The organism is Thalassotalea nanhaiensis (assembly GCF_031583575.1).
GTDB lineage: Bacteria > Pseudomonadota > Gammaproteobacteria > Enterobacterales > Alteromonadaceae > Thalassotalea_A > Thalassotalea_A nanhaiensis.
In genome coordinates this window covers 3487402-3504184 of record NZ_CP134146.1, presented here as the reverse complement: position 1 = coordinate 3504184, position 16783 = coordinate 3487402, and the positions used below count along the sequence as shown (strand labels likewise).

Below are 16783 nucleotides of genomic sequence, written 5' to 3'. Positions count from 1 at the left end.
TACAAACGAGAAACGAGAAACGAAGAGCGGGGCTCTCCGATTCTCTGCATCCATTAATGAGGGTTATTCGTCGAAGTAAATGATCATCTCGGCAGCCACGCAGTGGCAGTCATTTTTACAAATCGTGCACTCATACCCTTCAACACTGTCTTGATACCATTTATCCGGGTGGTCTTTAACCAAAACACCACCGCATTTTGTGAAGTATTTTACTGCACTATTACCTGGGCTTTGACGCCAAAGGTGACTTACACCAGCTTTAGCCCCTTGTTGCTTTAACACCTGTGTAGACAGTTTCAATAATTTTGAACCGATACCAAAACCTCGGTAGTTTTCATCTACCGTATTGCATTTGAAATAAGCTGTGTTGGTCAATTCAGTTTTCCAAAGCTCTGGTGAGTACCATTGGTCAGGTTGCCAATTATTTGGGCTGTAACTAATTCTAAAACCAACAATCTTATTGCCATCATAGGCGACAAAATTAGAATTTAACTGACTTTTTAAGCCTTTATTAAACCATACAGTAATTTTTTCATCGGTCATGTAGCCATCACCATGAACATAATTACCTAATGAAATAACATCATTAAAGTCGGTTTCAAGCATCGGCCGATAAGAAATTTTTTGAGACTCGTGCATAAATGAATTAAATCTTATTTATTACAGGAAAATATGACATTATATTAACTTAAATTAACGCACCTGACATACTTAAATTGTTAGAACCTATTCGGAAATTCACATGTACGATCCTCTTCACGATTCATCACCGGGTACTAACCTTGATTATCCAGAAAGCTATTGGGCTGGCATAAGTGGTGAGGCGCCGCAGGATGATGGACAACTGACTTCAGATATTGATGCTGATGTAGTTATTATTGGCAGTGGTTATACCGGCTTGTCATGTGCGTTGCACTTAGCTCGTGAACATAACATTAAAGCCGTCGTGCTGGAGGCAAATAAAACGGCTTGGGGCTGTAGTGGTCGCAACGCTGGCTTTATCTTAAAGTCTACGGGTCGTAAACCTTGGTCGGCAATGACCCAAAGCTGGGGCGAAGAAGTAATGCGAGGCATATACTCTGAAGTCTGCCAAGGTGTTGATACCGTTAACTCATTAATTGCTGAAGGAATCGATTGTCAGCAACAAACGAACGGTTATATTCGAGTTGCGCATAAGCCATCAATGTTTGCTGGTTTGGTTAAGCAAGCCAAACTATTACAAAATACCTTTTCTTATGATGTCGATATATTATCAAGAGAAGAGCTACATCAAAGTTATATGGCTGATCAAAACGCCCATGGTGCGATCAGGTTTGATGATGGTTTTGGTATTAACCCGTTAAAATTAGCTTGGGGATATCAACGATTAGCACGAGAGTCAGGGGTTAAAATACATACCGGCTCACCTGTTATAGAGTTATCAGAAAACAATGGCAAGCAAGTAATAACCACACCGAATGCAACTGTTACAGCGCAAAAAGTTGTACTGGCAACAAATGGCTATACACCGAAAAACTTTCATCTATCTGTCGCCAATAAAACGTTACCGGTATTATCACAAATTATTGTTTCTGAACCACTCACCGAGGAACAATTACAAGCGTGTAATTTTTTAACATCAAACGTAGTCATGGACACCAGGGCATTAAAATATTACTACCGTAAACTTCCTGATAACCGGATTTTGTTTGGCGGTCGCGGCGCCATAACGGGTAAGTCTGCAGACGATCCGTATTATGCTAACCGACTTTTAAACGTGCTTAAACAAAGCTTCCCGCCGTTGCAAAACATTAAGTATCAATATGCATGGTCTGGCTGGATATGTATGTCTCTTGATGACATCCCTCATATAAACCAAGCAGCAGACAACGACAATGTCTTTTATGCTATGGGGTATTGCGGCAACGGTGTGTCTTTTGCTGTACAAGCAGGAAAGCGCCTAGCAGATAAAGTTTCAGGTAAAGACCTACCAAACCTTCCATTGTATAACAAACAGTTGCCTAAGTTTCCTATGCCGGCATTAAGACGCGTAGGGCAGTGGGGCTATTTTCATTACGGTAAGATTAAGGATGCTTATTTTTAATGTAAATTTCTACTGGTATGATCTGAACACTTGTGCAAAATAAATGCTTGACCTGTGAGTTAACTTTGTTAACTTAAATGAAGCATTTGGAAGGATTCTAATTATCAGTAGAGTTTTTCTATTGGTAAATAACCGAATGGAACTCAAAAAAATAATAACAAAGAGTTCGAAATTAATGCAAAATCTCATCAAAAAGTTTGTCACAGTGATTTATTATGATGTAAATACACTGCAACTTAAACATCATGTTGGCGAATTTCCCGTACAGGAACAAGGTCGGGTCGTTATCCCTAAATCATTCAAAATAGACAAGTCTATTGTTGCTGTTTGTGAAGGTGAAAATATCCCTTTAGAACTTGAATATTCAAGCTAAAGAGGTAGATAACCAATATGAATACACAAATTAGTAAAACCGTTACCATATTTTTTTATGATGATATTTCACTGGAACTTAAACACCGAGTTGGAACGTTCAATTACAACCCAAATGGCAGAGTGATAATTCCAACGTCATTTAAACATGACAAATCGATTGTTGCCGTGTGCGAAGGTGATGTGAAGGTTTTGAATAAAGTGGGCGAAAGAATCTTGCCTTTAGAGAAGGCGGCCTGATTGTTTCGCCTGTTCTATAAAATTATACAACGCGATTTAAGTTAATTCCTTGCTGGAAGCTCTCAATGTTTTTAGCAAGGCTGTTAATTAACCGTTGTTGTGACTCTAAACTACCCCATGCGATATGCGCTGTGATCAATAAGTTGTCTAGCTTGACGTTAAGTAATGGATGATCTGCCGGTGGTGGCTCTTGCTCTAATACATCTAGAATTGCCGCTCCAACTTTCTTTGACTTCAACCCTTGCAATAAATCATCACTATTAATTAATCCGCCCCTTGCGGTATTAATAATAACGACACCTTTTTTCATTTGAGCAATGGTTTGATTATTAATTAAGCCTTGAGTTTCAGCTGTTAACGGCGCATGTAAACTTATAATATCTGCTTGTTGTATGGCATGTTCGAAACTCACCCGGTCAGATCTGATCGTTGTACAACCTTGACGCTCAGCAAGCAAAACATTCATTGAAAATGCTTGGGCTATTGAGGCTACGGCACGTCCTATGGTGCCATTGCCAATGATGGCAATGTTTTTATGCGCAAGTTCGCTGATTGGCAAGCCAAAATGGCAAAATACCTGGCTCTGTTGCCAGTTACCCTGTCGAGTATTTTCAATATAATGGGCCGTTTTTTGAAAGTGCTCCAATAGCATAGCAAATACATATTGAGAAACTGCAGACGTAGAATAACCACTGACATTGCAAACCGCAATATTTGCTGCCTTTGCTGCAGCTAAATCCACATTGTTCGTGCCTGTTGCACAAATGCAAATGAGTTTTAATTTTGGTAGTTGCGCAATTGTCTCTGCATTTATTACTACTTTGTTGGTCAAAATAATTTCTGCAAATTTGGCTCTAAATACGACTTTTTCTGCTCGAGTATGCTCAAAGTAACTGATGTTGGCTACTTGTGACTCTATTGGTGATAAGTCGATATCTTCACTGATGCTACTTCTATCCAAAAATACTGCGCGCATATTATTTTAACTTCCTAACTTTTTATTTTCATTAATTAACCAGGATGACCATCTTGGCGCGGCTTTAACAACATGGGACCGTATATAATGGTAAAAATCCCGTAAGCGCCTAGCCAACAAATCACACTGAAGTTTATGAAAAAACTATAGTGTTCAGGCATAAGCCATGGGCCTAACACTCTTAGTACTGCCGAAAAGAAAATGAGTACAAAAGCGAAACTCATAATTTTAGCAGGCTGTAATTTTTGTCCGGTATGGCCGAGACTAACTCTGGATATCATCGCTAAAATCAATCCTCCCATACCTCCAACGGTGAGTAAATGCCAAATGTGATTTAATGGCAAAGCTTCAACAAAATGACCTAATGATAACGCTAACAGTCCGATCCAAATAAAAAATAATGCACTGTGTAAAGACCATAATAAAGGTACATATAAGGTTATCCATGGCTTCCAACGAAGCCACCTGAACATTTGTGTAATACCTGAAATGAGAAAAAGAACGGCTAAAATGAAATCTGAAACTGCAAAAAAAGGATGAACTAAGTAACAAGCCACAATAAGCATTAAACTGCCGTTAGTTGTGTATTCAAGCCACTTTAACGGCGAAACTTTAGAGGTTTGTGTGCCATTCGCGGTAAACATCGGAGTGACACGGCCAGACATTATCGACATCAGCAAGGTCACTAACATTACTGCGATATAAGTCGAAGACGTAACATTTATAGTACTGGTCCCGTTAATCGCTAGGTGCATTAATGCATTGGTTAAGGTAAACACTAAGAGAAGGGGGACAAAAAATAAATTGCGTTTATTGCCACTTTTAATGATAGGTAATGCTAAGCATATAGCTGCAAATGGCAAAAATGCAATATCGATTAGTGCGCTTGTTGCGTTACCCAGAATATCTGGAAAAGCCATTACAAATCTACCGGCTAACCAAAGAAGAACAAGCATCATTAATGGTTTGCCGTTAATGGCTCGTTGCCCTGTCCACGTTTGCACTGCCGTCAGCAAAAAACCAACAATAATGGCGCAAACAAAACCAAAGATCATTTCATGAGCATGCCATACCGTACCGCCACCGTATAAGTTCAGGTTAATTTTTCCTGACAGAGTTAATGACCAAATCAACAATGCAACGATGCTAAATGCTGCTCCAAACGTAAAGAATGGTCGAAACCCTAAACGGAAAAAAGGCGTGATGTTTTGTTCTTGCGAAAGATCGGTTATTTGCATCAGATAGCTCTTGGCAGATACTTCAGTGATCATTATTTTAGCTTAAAGATTCTCAATTGTTTAGTTTTGTTAATCATATATATCGAAAAAAACCTCGTTTTAACAAGTTGTTAGCAATATCTGTAACAACTTTACGGTTAGTTTCAATGATTGTGTTTTTGAGTGTATTAAGTTGTAAAACGCTCTATTTTTACTCAAATTGCCCTGTTATAAATTCAAACATCAATAACACAAATAAATTATTAATTATTGTTCATAAAGAAATTTAATGAGTCAGTACATACAACTAAGGGTTAAATATGAAACTTAAACTTATCGCAACTTCAACGGCTATTGCACTAGCTTCACCATCAATATCAGCTATGGAACTATACAAAGATGATAAAAATAGCCTCGAGTTAGGTGGGTTCTTCGGCGCTAACTATGTAATGGCGGATGGCACAGACGAAGTAAGCAATGGTAACTCTCGCATCAACTTTACTTTCACTCATCAACTAAACAATGGTTGGTCTGCGTTTGCTAAAGCTGAATGGGCTGTAAGTCTTGTGAGCAACAACTCTGATTTAGTATTAAATGGTGACTCTAACTTAGCACAAGGTGAAGCGTCAGATACTTTATCTAGCCGTTTAGGTTTTGTGGGTATGGCGCATGATACGTGGGGTTCAATCACCATGGGTAAGCAATGGGGTTCAATCTACAACGTAACAGGTGTAACGGATAACTTCTACGTATTTGGTGGCGACGGTGCTGGCTCGTTCGCGTTAGGTGATGGTGGTTACACTGGTGCTGGTCGTGCAGAACAAGCGATCCAATACAACAACAGCTTTGGTAATTTAGCCGTTAGCGTACAAATGCAAGGCACAGAAGAAGTGGTAGCTCTTGATGAGTTATTACCTGGTATTCCTAATAATGATTTAGAGCTTATTTATGACAACTCTTACGGTGTTGCTTTAACGTATGCACTACCATTTAACTTAAGTGTTGGTGTTGGTTATAACGAAGCGTCTGTTGAAATGACAGGTTTAAACTCTGCTATTTCAGAAGAGTTAGATGACACATTAACTGCTGTTAGCGTTACATACGGTACGCTTGGTCAGCCTGGCTTATATGCTGCAGTGGTGGCCACTGAAGGTGAAAACCATGAGTTTAACGATGAAGGTGATATGATTGCTGAGACTACTGGTGTTGAAGCTATGGTAACGTATCGTTTTGCAAATGATCTAGAAGTGTTAGGCGGTTATAACTCGGTTAAGTCTGATGACGGTGATGATTATGAAAAAGCTTACATGGTTGCTGGCGTTGCATACCACTTCTCTGATCACTTCCGTGTTCATTCAGAGTATAAGCTAGACGAGTCAACAAACTTCGACGGCTCAGAAAATGATGACGATATATTGGCCGTTGGCGCAAGATTCTCATTTTAAACCCTGCTAAATAAGAAAAAGCCTTCGTTTACGAAGGCTTTTTACATCAGGGATGATGGAATGCCAACCTAACATGGATGTTTTTAAGGTTGGCTCACATCAGGGATGATGGAATGCAAGCAGCTAGTAATAGCTGTTTGCAAATCAATTTCAACAATTAAAGATTAACTCTCACACCCAGAGCTAGATCGGTATCATCGTTGCCTGAACTACCATTTGCATTGGTATTATCATTTACTTTGGCCTCTAAAAAGATAAACCCTACGCCATTCATAAATTGATAATCTGTTCCAACATAAGTGTAAGCCATTTCAAAGTCATTGCCAGATTGGTCTGATTCAAGCATATTGAAACCACCATAAAAACTAAAGCCAGAATCTAGAGAATATTTGGCGATAAATTCACTACCATTGGCATCAATATAATTACCCTCGTTATCAAGTTCATGGAATTCCGATGTCGCTACTGCTGCAGCAACGTAAATTCCATCGCCATTTGTACCCCAAGTGGCGGCAAGAGCCGTAATAGTATCGTCCACAGTACCAGAGAAACCGAGTATACCGGCATTATCATTTGCTTCAATTTCTGTTGTATTATTTGAAACACCGAACCATAGGTTATTAAACTTATATGAAAGTGCGATACCATATCCGTTTCCTACGGTACCTAAATCAAGCCCGTCAATATTCTGACAAAAGTCATACTCAGGAGTACCTTCTTCAACGTCATCACATGCTTCAATGTTCAAAATAACGTCTTCATCTTGAGCTTGAAATTGTAAAGCTAGATTAAAGTCACCGAAAGATTTACGCCAAGTAAGTGCTTGTTCAGCACGACCAGTGCCTGACAAACCGCCATCGCCGCCTAAATTATAAACACCAGTAGCATTACCACCATAATAGGCTAACACATCAGTGACACCAACAATGTCATAATATACGCCCCACTGTTTACCTACACCAAAACTACCCCATTTATCATGAGTAAAATGTACGTAACCAAGGCGAGATGATAGTGCATCACCGGCATCTCCCGCAGCCAAACTAGAATCACCGTTATTGGTATTAAGTGAGAAGTTTTTGTTTTTTTCAAAGCTCATAGCCCATTCGGTAGTGACACCGGCGGTCCAGCCACCTTGTATTTTCCGAGTAAAATCTAAACCCCAGCGAGACCCGCCATCAGTAAATTCGTCGCTATTTTCGGTACTTTCAAATGTTAATCGTAAATACCCTCGAGTACCTACTGTTGTCTCATCATCTTTATATAATTCTAAAGCAGTGGCACTTTGACTAAGAACTAATCCCAATGTAGCTGCAATGGTTGATATTTTAAGTTTGTGTTGCATACCTGAAATCCTTATGACTCTAATGATTTAGTTTTAATAATCTGTTTAAGTATATGCAAAGATTGAAATTTTTCTTGGAATTTACGAATTGATTTACAGACAAGCAACTATAAATATTAGATGTTGTAATTTTCTTGTGAGGAAATAACGATAAAATAGCTTGAAAATTGACTAAATTAACAATTTTTTACGCTCTTATAACCTAGTGTTATTAGTTATAAGTGAGTAGAATAGTCGCCATTATTAGTAAGAGTAGAATATTGAGATGTTAAATTTAACTGATATCCAACCTCAAAAAAATGAGGTGTATTTGGATAACAACGCCACTACACCAGTGTTGCCACAAGCTGCTGAAGCTGCAATTCATACGATGAACTTATGCTACGGTAATCCCAGCTCTAGTCATATGACTGGTATTCGAGCTAAATACATTCTTGATTCCACTCGTACCCTAGCTCGCCAAGTCATTGGTGCTACAGATGGAAAAATCATTTTCACCAGTGGTGCTACTGAAGGCATTCAAACGTCTATTATTTCAGCATTAAATGCTGCCCGTAAAACAGCTCACAATATTGCCAAACCGGTATTGTTGTACGGTGCGACAGAACATAAAGCGGTACCTGAAACGCTTAAGCATTGGAACCAAATGTTAAACATTGGTGCTGACGTTGTTGCTATCCCTGTTGATGAAAATGGTATTTTAGATTTTGACTTTATTGCTGAGAATGTTGGCAATGCCCTTATGGTCTGTACCATGATAGCTAACAATGAAACGGGTGTGTTTCAAGATTTAGCAGGCTTAGAAACTGTGATACGAGCTAATAATAGCGACGTATTATGGATGGTCGATTGTGTACAAGGTTTAGGTAAAATTCCACTGGCGTTATCAAATACTACTATTGATTATGCCCCGTTCAGTGGCCACAAATTATATGGTCCTAAAGGCATCGGTGTTTTATATGTTCGTGAAACAGCACCATATACGCCAATTATTGCCGGCGGTGGTCAAGAGGGCGGTTTACGTTCAGGTACTGAGAACTTACCGGGCATCGCATCTTTAAATGCTATTTTTAAATTATTAGCTGATGAGAATGATGACACCTTCAAATCTCATGAGGTTTTAGTTGCTTATCGAACTCAATTAGCAGCGACGCTAGCAGAAGTGTTTCCTACCATTGTTTATAACCACGATTTTGATTACTCATTGCCAACAACGCTAAACTTTTCAGTTGAAGGTTTATCAAGTAAAGACATTATGAATCTGTTTGATGCTGCACGTATTCGTGTAAGTGCTGGCTCTGCGTGTAGTTCGAAAGTAACAGGTAGTTTTGTGCTTGATGCAATGGGTAAATCTACTTGGCAAAGTGAAGGTGCTATACGCATGTCGTTTGGCCCAGCGTCTACTCAAGCTGAAATTGATCATGCTTGTGTTGCAATTAAAAACGCCGTGGCAGCAATGCGTCACAGTTGTTTAATTTTATCGGACGCTGATGAAACAATTGATTCAAAGGCAAATGGTTTACAGCAATGGATTTTCGACCAACAGTGTACTTGGTGTTATATAGACCAAGCGGCCAAAGAAATTATTCTAATTGACCCTGTACCAGAGTTAGTTGCTAAATTTGATACCTTAGTGTCTTGTCAAAATTACACCATTAAAGCAATTTTAGCGACTCATAAACATGATGAACAAGCAGATACACCAGCAATTCTACGCGAATTATTAGGGGATAAAATTCCTGGAGGTGATTTTGACCAGTTAGGTTGGAACGATGCCGACACAACACAAATTACTCTTGCTAATGGCAATGTAGCGCCAGCAATCAGTATTGGTGAACGTGTGCTCGTTAAGGTTGCATTACCTGGTCATACAACCAATAGTGTTTCTTACATTATGGGGACTGCGGTTGACGGAACATTAGCCGCAGATGCTATTGATTATGTGTTTTCTGGCGACACAATCCAAATTGGTGGTATCGGTCGAAGTGATTTTGACGTTAGTGATAGCGCAGCCCTGTACGCATCAATTAAAGAATTGTCTGCAGTAATAAATGACAACACATTGATATGCCCAGCTCACGATTATAAACAATTGTTTAGTACTACATTAGCACTTGAATCAGCAAACACGCCATTGTTAGCCAAAGTGATAGCGGGTGATATTGATAGTGTCGATTTTGTTGCTGAAAAAGCGGCAATTGATAAAGAAATTACTGCAAGTGATGAACCTACATTTTGTGGCAGCATTAAAGAGTCAATTGACCCTTCAATCGATGTAACACCTGAGCAATTAACATCTTTCTTGATGGAAAATGAAAATGTTATGGTACTTGATGTACGCGAACCGCACGAGTTTGAAGCTTACAGTGATATAAATATTGCAGAGCAACAATTAGTGAATGTGCCATTAACGCAAATTACTGATTTTGTTCATACCTTTAACGAACAAAAAGAACATTCTGCCTTCGTATGTATTTGTCGTAGTGGTAGTCGCAGTGATGCGGCAGCTAAAACATTGAAACGCATGGGGTTTGAAAATGTTTATCATGTACCAGGTGGTTTCGCCCTGTATGGTTAATACCAGAGTTTTAACAGAATTTAAGCCGTCCATGGCAATTCTAAGTTAATTCGTCCTTTAATTAAAAAGCGCCTTTTAGGCGCTTTTTTTATGGAACAGGTAAATGATAAATTTATGGTATAAACTTTTATGAAACATACTATAAAAACGTGGAGATAATATGGGCCTGAAATGGATTGACTCACTCGAAGTCGCATTAGATTTAATAGAAGAACACCCTGATGTAAATCCTACGCAATTGCACTTTACCCAGCTTCGACAATGGGTGTTAGACCTTGAACGATTTGATGATGATCCAAATCATTGTGGTGAAAGGGTGCTCGAAGCAATTCAACTGGCATGGATTGATGAAGCGGATTAATCTCAGCTAGGCTTTGAACTCAAAAAAACGTAGATAAAGCTGTGTTCGTCATTATTCCATAATGTGAAATATAAACTTATCTTTCTTAGCGAACAGATCCTATAGTTGAATAGATAAATCCGTAAAAACTCAGTACAATGGCCCGCCATTATGATTTTGCACCATTTTTGTGCGTAATTTTGTGACCATTTTCTTCAGTTAATCAACCTATGTGTGGATCTATGAGTAAAGAACAACAGCCAAAACATCCGTTATATATTCCTTATGCTGGCCCAGCATTACTTGAAACGCCTTTATTAAATAAGGGGAGTGCCTTTACCAGTGGCGAACGGGTAAGTTTTAACTTAACTGGTCTGATCCCACCTCGCTTTGAAACAATTGAAGAGCAAGTTGAACGTGCTTATATGCAATATTCTAGCTTTCATACGCCATTAAATAAGCATATTTACTTACGTAATATCCAAGATAAAAATGAAACGTTATTTCATGCATTAGTGCAGTCACACTTGGATGAAATGTTGCCAATTATATATACCCCAACAGTTGGTGATGCTTGTGAAAGGTTCTCAGATATTTATCGCAGTAACCGTGGTTTGTTTATTTCTTACGCTGAAAGACATCAAATAGATGACATCCTTCATAACGCTACCAAGCATAAAGTAAAAGTAATTGTAGTTACCGATGGTGAGCGAATTCTCGGTTTAGGCGACCAAGGGATTGGTGGCATGGGCATTCCTATTGGTAAGTTGTCGTTATATACCTCATGTGGCGGTATTAGTCCTGCGTATACTATGCCTATCATGCTTGATGTTGGTACAAACAACGAAACTTTATTGAACGATCCTATGTATATGGGCGCTCGTCATAAACGCATAAGCCAAGAAGAATACAACGACTTTGTTGATTTGTTTATCAAAGCGGTAAACCGTAGATGGCCAAATGTATTATTACAATTTGAAGATTTTGCTCAACCAAACGCAATGCCATTATTAGAACGTTACCGTAACGAAATTTGCTGTTTTAATGATGATATTCAAGGTACTGCCTCGGTAACAGTAGGTACGTTGCTTGCTGCATGTCGTATTAAAGGTAAACCTCTTTGTGAACAAAAGGTGGCTTTTGTTGGCGCAGGCTCTGCGGGATGTGGTATTGCAGAACAAATTATTGCCCAAATGTGTTCAGAAGGATTAACTGATGAACAAGCTCGAAAACAAGTATTTATGGTTGATAGATATGGTCTGTTAACTGAAGGTATGACAGATTTACGTGACTTCCAGCAGAAGCTCGTACAAAGTCCTGAAGCTATAACTGATTGGAAATTCTCTGGCGAATACGCTGCGCTTTTAGATGTAATGCATTGTGCCAAACCTGATATTTTAATTGGGGTTTCAGGTCAAGCTGGTTTATTTACGGAACAGGTAGTTAAAGCGATGGCAGCTGGGACTGATAAGCCGATAATTTTCCCGTTATCTAACCCATCAAAACAAGTTGAAGCAACACCAGAGCAAGTGATTAATTGGACTGATGGTAATGTAGTTATTGCTACCGGTAGCCCGTTTGCACCGGTTAAATATAAAGGTGAAACGTTTAATATTGCCCAGTGTAATAACTCTTATATTTTCCCTGGAATTGGTTTAGGCGTTTTAGCGGCAAATATTAAATTTATTAGCGATGAAATGTTAATGTTAGCAAGTGAAACGCTTGCTGATGCATCACCACTTGCTAATACCGGCAAAGGCGAATTGTTACCGCCACTAACTGAAATTGCTACTATTAGTAAAAGCATCGCCTTTGCTATTGGTAAACTTGCTCAGCAGCAGGGCTTGGCGTTAGAAATAAGTGATGAACAATTATTGGCAAACATAGAGTCTAACTTCTGGAAGCCAGAATATAGAGCGTATAAGCGTTCTACAATGTAAAAAAAAGAGGCTGCTAATAAAATTAGCAGCCTCTTTAATATTAATTAGCTATTAATATTAGTCACTTACAGTGATTAGATTAAAGTCACTCATCTCGTCAATACTGTTTGATAACTCGCTTTCAAGTTGATCTAAACTTTTAAGGTTATGACATAGCTGTTCAGCCTGCTCACCAAGCACTTCTGCTTTACCTTCAACAGCTGTTTCTATGTCTCTGCCCATGTTTTCCATGCGTTCGCCAAAGGCTTCCATCTTCTGTTCAAAGTTTCCTTCTTCATTATTCATTGCAGTACCAACAGCAATTAATAAGTCGCCCACTGAGTCAGCAATAAGCTCTTCAATTTCCTCTTCTAATTCATCTTCCATAAATTGATCAAACTCATCGAAATCTTGCTCAGCAACGAAATAGTCACCGTTATTTTCATTGAATCGTTTTTCAACTTCGGCATTAATTTTGGTAAAAATGTTGTCAACACGAGCTTTACTTTCTTCGTTATCGCCACTAATTCCAATTACTACATGGCTTACGGCTTGAAAGGCAATTTCGATAGCGTCAGTTGCAAGTTTTACCACTTCAGGTACTTGCTGGTTTATTTGTTCAGAATACTCTGTAACCAATGCTTGCTGACGGTCAGTTAGGTCAACTAGTTTACCTTCAACAAACAACTGTTGATTATTGTTGATCTGTACATAGGTTTCGTCATCATTGATAAAGCGAATGCTATCTTCTGAAACTGCAATGCCGTAGTTAACATCGATAGAACATTCTTCGCTATTAAATGAGTAACTGCCTGAGTCATGGTCATTTTCATGAGCACTACTTGCAGTGCTTAACAGTGCAGTACTAAGTAAAAGAGTTGCTGTTATGTTGGTTAATAGTGAGTTTTTCATTCGTAATCCCATAATATTGTTGTACTTGTTTATTTCTCATATGTAGCAATAAACTAGCCAATAATATTTTTTCCTTTTATTTCAGGTGTTTATGGTTTTTCAGAACCGTACTAATAATTTAAAGGTTAATTTAACCAATTATTATTAGTCAAATTAACCATTTGTTAACAGTGCTAACCTAAGTTGTGCTCATCAATACCTACACAATTGTTATAAAAATCGTTAAGACGTTTTGTTTTTTAATTGGCGTTCGACAAAATAACGCGGTTCATCAGCATAGCCTAAAATTAATCGACGAATTAAATCTAGGCCTGTATTGGCAATAAAATTTTGAAAATGAATACGATGGGTTGGCAAATATAATCTCTTAGCAAAAACTTGCTGTTTATCTCCCCATGCGAGCCAAACAGTGCCAACCGGTTTTTCTTCAGTGCCACCATCTGGGCCAGCAATGCCAGACACTGATACGGCATAATCGGCATCACTAACCGCCAAAGCACCAGTAACCATTTCTTTAACTACTTGCTCACTTACTGCGCCAAATTGTTCTAACGTTTTCTCATTTACATTAACTAACTTGGCCTTCATTCGATTAGAGTAAGTGACAAAACCTGCTTCAAAAACATTTGATGAACCGGCAATACCAGTAAGCTGTGCGGCTATCATACCGCCAGTACATGATTCTGCAGTAGTAATGGTTTTACCTTGCTGATTTAACAGTTCAACCACAGTTGCAGCAATAGAGTTGCCATTTTCACTAACAATATGTTGGCCTAACAGGCCTTTAATTTTGTTATACCATTCATCTCTAAGGGTGGAAGACGTATGGCTTCTGCTGGTTAATTTTACTTCTAACAGCGGCATGGTTGCTCGAAAGCCAAGCTCTATTTCTTCAGGCCAATTAGGGTAGGTTTCATTAACCATCTTTTGTAACCCTGACTCGCCTATTCCAAAAACTTTCAGCTTTTGAGTTACTGTTTGTAGCTCCTCTGGTAACTGCTTAGCAATCTCTGGCAAAATTTCATTTCGTAGCATTGCTTTTAATTCTACCGGAACACCTGGTGTGCAGATAATTTGGCAATTGTTATGACTCAGAGAGAAACCTGGCGCGCTGCCTATTGGGTTATTAACAATATTACAACCAGCAGGCAATAATGCTTGTTTCATATTTGGGCCGGTTAAACGGTAACTACGCTTTACACACCATGCCTTTACTTGTTCCAGTGCAGTAGGATGCAAAGCAAGTGGTTTATTTGCTGCTTCAGAAAGAGCTTGTGCGGTCATATCATCAACTGTTGGACCTAAGCCACCGTTGATGATCAATATATCGGCATCAACGCTTAGTTGTTCCATTTGTTCAGTAAGCAATTGCAAATTATCGCCAACTGTTACTTTACGAGTAAGCTCGATACCAAGATTTTTAAACTCTCGGGCGATAAATACCGAATTAGTATCAACAATATCGCCACTCATTAATTCATTGCCGGTAAGCAATAACTGCACATTTAACATAGATTTTATTTTGTTGTTTAATTTTATTAGTAAGGTAATGTATCACTTTGGCATAACTAAAAATATTTTTAAATGCGTTTAAACCTTTTTGTTTTGTGCTGCATCTTAGTTAACAGATGAATAAACATATTTAAAAATAATATTAAGGATTTAACATGAATACGCTAAATAAATTATCACTAGCCCCGGCAATCGCATTAACCGCTGTGCTTGCATTTGGAGCACAGGCAAGTGTTGAAGATACTGTTGAGAAAACCTTTGATCTAAGTGGTAAAGGCCAATTAGTACTAGATAATGTAAATGGTGATGTAGTAATTGAGGCGTGGCAACAAACTTCAGTAAAGGTTACCGCTGAAATCATTGCTTCTAATCAAAAGTCTCGTGACCGTATTGATATTAAAATGAAACAAAATGGTGATCGTATTACGGTTGAAACAGATTATCTTGAACAGGATGGTGATTGGGGCAGAAACAGTAATGGCGGTAGTGTGAACTATACCGTTATGGTACCGGTTAATCTTGATTTACGTAATATTGAATTAGTGAATGGTTCTTTAACGATAAGCAATGTTGCTGGTGAGCTAAATGCCGATGTGGTTAATGGCTCTGTTGAAGCAACAGGTTTAGCGTCAAATGTTGAAGTTGATTCAGTTAATGGCGGTGTAGAGTTAACGTTTGCTGATAACGCAAAAAATATTGAAATTGAAGTTGAAACGGTAAATGGCGGTATTCGTTTATATGTACCTGAAAACTTTGGCGCCAACGTTGAAGCAAGTACTGGTAATGGTGCGATTAAAACTGATTTTGGTTTATCTGGCACTAAAGGCAAATACTACGGTAATGACCTAGAAGGCAGCTTCGGCGATGCCAGCAGTGATATTGAAGTCGAAAGTGTTAACGGCTCTATTCGAATCTTGAAAAAATAAGCATTAACACAGTGATAATGAACATGAGCCTGCTTATTAGCAGGCTCATTTGTTTTAGCTGCACTATGTTGTATCCAGTTTTTAAATGTAGAAGTATATAAGAGTTAACCTGCATGGTGTTGTCGTTGTTTTTTGCTGATATAATGCCGTCAATGTTTACTTATTAGAATAATTGATGACTTATTTAAATTGTGTTGAAGTTGAACCAAAATCAGCTGCTACAGCTAGTGTTATTTGGTTACATGGTTTAGGCGCCGACGGCCATGATTTTGAGCCGATTGTGCCAGTATTAAATTTACCCGACTCATTGCCTATCCGTTTTGTGTTCCCGCATTCTCCTAAAATACCGGTAACAATTAATGGTGGCATGGTAATGCCGGCTTGGTACGATATTTTAGATATGAGTATTGAACGCAAAGTTGACAGCGAGCAATTAAACGCGTCAGCAAAATCCGTTCAAGATCTTATTGAACGTGAAATTTCTCGAGGTATTCCAGCTGAAAGAATCGTTATTGCCGGCTTTTCACAAGGCGGTGCAGTAGGTTATCAAGCGGCATTAACGTTTGATAAGCCATTGGCTGGTTTAATGGCAATGTCTACGTACTTTGCTACTAAAGATGATATTGAAGTATCATCTGCCAATCAGGCAATTGATATTGCGGTTATGCATGGCACGCAAGACCCTGTGGTCAGCCCTGTTTTAGGTGAACAAGCCGTTAGCGCGCTTAAAGGTAAAGGCTTTAATCCAAGTTACCAAACTTATCCTATGCCACATGCCGTTTGTGCAGAACAAATTGCTGACGTATCGGCTTGGTTGCAGAAAAAACTAATAATACCAAGTTGATTAAATATCAGCTCATTTTTAATGGTTAAAACGAATAACTACTACTTTATAAAATTTATAAGTAGAATAACTAC

Annotated in this window: 15 protein-coding genes; 9 read left to right on the top strand and 6 right to left on the bottom strand. The window is 38.6% G+C overall.

The window, feature by feature from the left end; translation table 11 throughout:
• Positions 1–63: 63 nt before the first annotated feature.
• The gene (locus RI845_RS15185; RefSeq protein ID WP_348387018.1) at positions 64–639 is read right to left on the bottom strand and encodes a GNAT family N-acetyltransferase; all 576 of its coding nucleotides are present in this window, start codon (positions 637–639) and stop codon (positions 64–66) included.
• A 103-nt stretch (positions 640–742) separates the two neighbouring features.
• Between RI845_RS15185 and RI845_RS15180 the strand changes: the two genes are divergently transcribed.
• From RI845_RS15180 to RI845_RS15170, 3 genes are all read left to right on the top strand, one after another.
• Positions 743–2083: an NAD(P)/FAD-dependent oxidoreductase gene (locus RI845_RS15180; RefSeq protein ID WP_348387017.1), complete on the top strand. Its 1341-nt coding sequence runs from the start codon at positions 743–745 to the stop codon at positions 2081–2083.
• Positions 2084–2258: 175 nt separating this feature from the next.
• Entirely contained in the window at positions 2259–2456 is a 198-nt protein-coding gene (locus RI845_RS15175; protein ID WP_348387016.1) for a TIGR02922 family protein, read from the top strand.
• A gap of 17 nt (positions 2457–2473) precedes the next feature.
• A complete protein-coding gene (locus tag RI845_RS15170; RefSeq protein WP_348387015.1) occupies positions 2474–2695 on the top strand; it encodes a TIGR02922 family protein in 222 nt (73 codons plus the stop codon).
• Positions 2696–2717: 22 nt separating this feature from the next.
• Here the strand turns inward: RI845_RS15170 and RI845_RS15165 are convergent, their stop codons facing one another.
• On the bottom strand, positions 2718–3671 hold the full coding sequence (locus RI845_RS15165; protein WP_348387014.1) for a D-2-hydroxyacid dehydrogenase: 954 nt from the start codon (positions 3669–3671) through the stop codon (positions 2718–2720).
• Positions 3672–3706: 35 nt separating this feature from the next.
• Complete coding sequence (locus RI845_RS15160; protein ID WP_348387013.1) at positions 3707–4942, bottom strand: NnrS family protein; 1236 nt, start codon at positions 4940–4942, stop codon at positions 3707–3709.
• Between the two features lie 266 nt (positions 4943–5208).
• Between RI845_RS15160 and RI845_RS15155 the strand changes: the two genes are divergently transcribed.
• Positions 5209–6333, top strand: a complete 1125-nt coding sequence (locus tag RI845_RS15155) for a porin (RefSeq protein ID WP_348387012.1) — start codon at positions 5209–5211, stop codon at positions 6331–6333.
• 157 nt (positions 6334–6490) lie between these two features.
• On the opposite strand, the gene RI845_RS15150 is transcribed toward RI845_RS15155, so the two are convergent.
• The gene (locus RI845_RS15150; RefSeq protein ID WP_348387011.1) at positions 6491–7678 is read right to left on the bottom strand and encodes a porin; all 1188 of its coding nucleotides are present in this window, start codon (positions 7676–7678) and stop codon (positions 6491–6493) included.
• A 265-nt stretch (positions 7679–7943) separates the two neighbouring features.
• Between RI845_RS15150 and RI845_RS15145 the strand changes: the two genes are divergently transcribed.
• From RI845_RS15145 to RI845_RS15135, 3 genes are all read left to right on the top strand, one after another.
• Complete coding sequence (locus RI845_RS15145; protein WP_348387010.1) at positions 7944–10256, top strand: aminotransferase class V-fold PLP-dependent enzyme; 2313 nt, start codon at positions 7944–7946, stop codon at positions 10254–10256.
• A gap of 160 nt (positions 10257–10416) precedes the next feature.
• Positions 10417–10617, top strand: a complete 201-nt coding sequence (gene iscX, locus RI845_RS15140) for a Fe-S cluster assembly protein IscX (RefSeq protein WP_348387009.1) — start codon at positions 10417–10419, stop codon at positions 10615–10617.
• Between the two features lie 221 nt (positions 10618–10838).
• A complete protein-coding gene (locus tag RI845_RS15135; protein ID WP_348387008.1) occupies positions 10839–12536 on the top strand; it encodes an NAD-dependent malic enzyme in 1698 nt (565 codons plus the stop codon).
• A gap of 57 nt (positions 12537–12593) precedes the next feature.
• Here the strand turns inward: RI845_RS15135 and RI845_RS15130 are convergent, their stop codons facing one another.
• Both RI845_RS15130 and RI845_RS15125 read right to left on the bottom strand, forming a co-directional pair.
• Positions 12594–13427: a DUF2884 family protein gene (locus RI845_RS15130; RefSeq protein ID WP_348387007.1), complete on the bottom strand. Its 834-nt coding sequence runs from the start codon at positions 13425–13427 to the stop codon at positions 12594–12596.
• Positions 13428–13649: 222 nt separating this feature from the next.
• Entirely contained in the window at positions 13650–14939 is a 1290-nt protein-coding gene (locus tag RI845_RS15125) for a CinA family nicotinamide mononucleotide deamidase-related protein (RefSeq protein WP_348387006.1), read from the bottom strand.
• Between the two features lie 155 nt (positions 14940–15094).
• Here RI845_RS15125 and RI845_RS15120 point away from each other — a divergent pair, with 155 nt between their 5' ends.
• Entirely contained in the window at positions 15095–15865 is a 771-nt protein-coding gene (locus tag RI845_RS15120) for a DUF4097 family beta strand repeat-containing protein (protein WP_348387005.1), read from the top strand.
• 175 nt (positions 15866–16040) lie between these two features.
• Positions 16041–16709: an alpha/beta hydrolase gene (locus RI845_RS15115; protein WP_348387004.1), complete on the top strand. Its 669-nt coding sequence runs from the start codon at positions 16041–16043 to the stop codon at positions 16707–16709.
• Positions 16710–16783 lie beyond the last annotated feature (74 nt).

Coding starts and splice junctions, on each gene's coding strand:
- RI845_RS15185 (WP_348387018.1), bottom strand. CDS start 639: ATGCACGAGTCTCAAAAAATTTCTTATCGGCCGATGCTTGAAACCGAC.
- RI845_RS15180 (WP_348387017.1), top strand. CDS start 743: ATGTACGATCCTCTTCACGATTCATCACCGGGTACTAACCTTGATTAT.
- RI845_RS15175 (WP_348387016.1), top strand. CDS start 2,259: ATGCAAAATCTCATCAAAAAGTTTGTCACAGTGATTTATTATGATGTA.
- RI845_RS15170 (WP_348387015.1), top strand. CDS start 2,474: ATGAATACACAAATTAGTAAAACCGTTACCATATTTTTTTATGATGAT.
- RI845_RS15165 (WP_348387014.1), bottom strand. CDS start 3,671: ATGCGCGCAGTATTTTTGGATAGAAGTAGCATCAGTGAAGATATCGAC.
- RI845_RS15160 (WP_348387013.1), bottom strand. CDS start 4,942: ATGATCACTGAAGTATCTGCCAAGAGCTATCTGATGCAAATAACCGAT.
- RI845_RS15155 (WP_348387012.1), top strand. CDS start 5,209: ATGAAACTTAAACTTATCGCAACTTCAACGGCTATTGCACTAGCTTCA.
- RI845_RS15150 (WP_348387011.1), bottom strand. CDS start 7,678: ATGCAACACAAACTTAAAATATCAACCATTGCAGCTACATTGGGATTA.
- RI845_RS15145 (WP_348387010.1), top strand. CDS start 7,944: ATGTTAAATTTAACTGATATCCAACCTCAAAAAAATGAGGTGTATTTG.
- iscX (WP_348387009.1), top strand. CDS start 10,417: ATGGGCCTGAAATGGATTGACTCACTCGAAGTCGCATTAGATTTAATA.
- RI845_RS15135 (WP_348387008.1), top strand. CDS start 10,839: ATGAGTAAAGAACAACAGCCAAAACATCCGTTATATATTCCTTATGCT.
- RI845_RS15130 (WP_348387007.1), bottom strand. CDS start 13,427: ATGAAAAACTCACTATTAACCAACATAACAGCAACTCTTTTACTTAGT.
- RI845_RS15125 (WP_348387006.1), bottom strand. CDS start 14,939: ATGTTAAATGTGCAGTTATTGCTTACCGGCAATGAATTAATGAGTGGC.
- RI845_RS15120 (WP_348387005.1), top strand. CDS start 15,095: ATGAATACGCTAAATAAATTATCACTAGCCCCGGCAATCGCATTAACC.
- RI845_RS15115 (WP_348387004.1), top strand. CDS start 16,041: ATGACTTATTTAAATTGTGTTGAAGTTGAACCAAAATCAGCTGCTACA.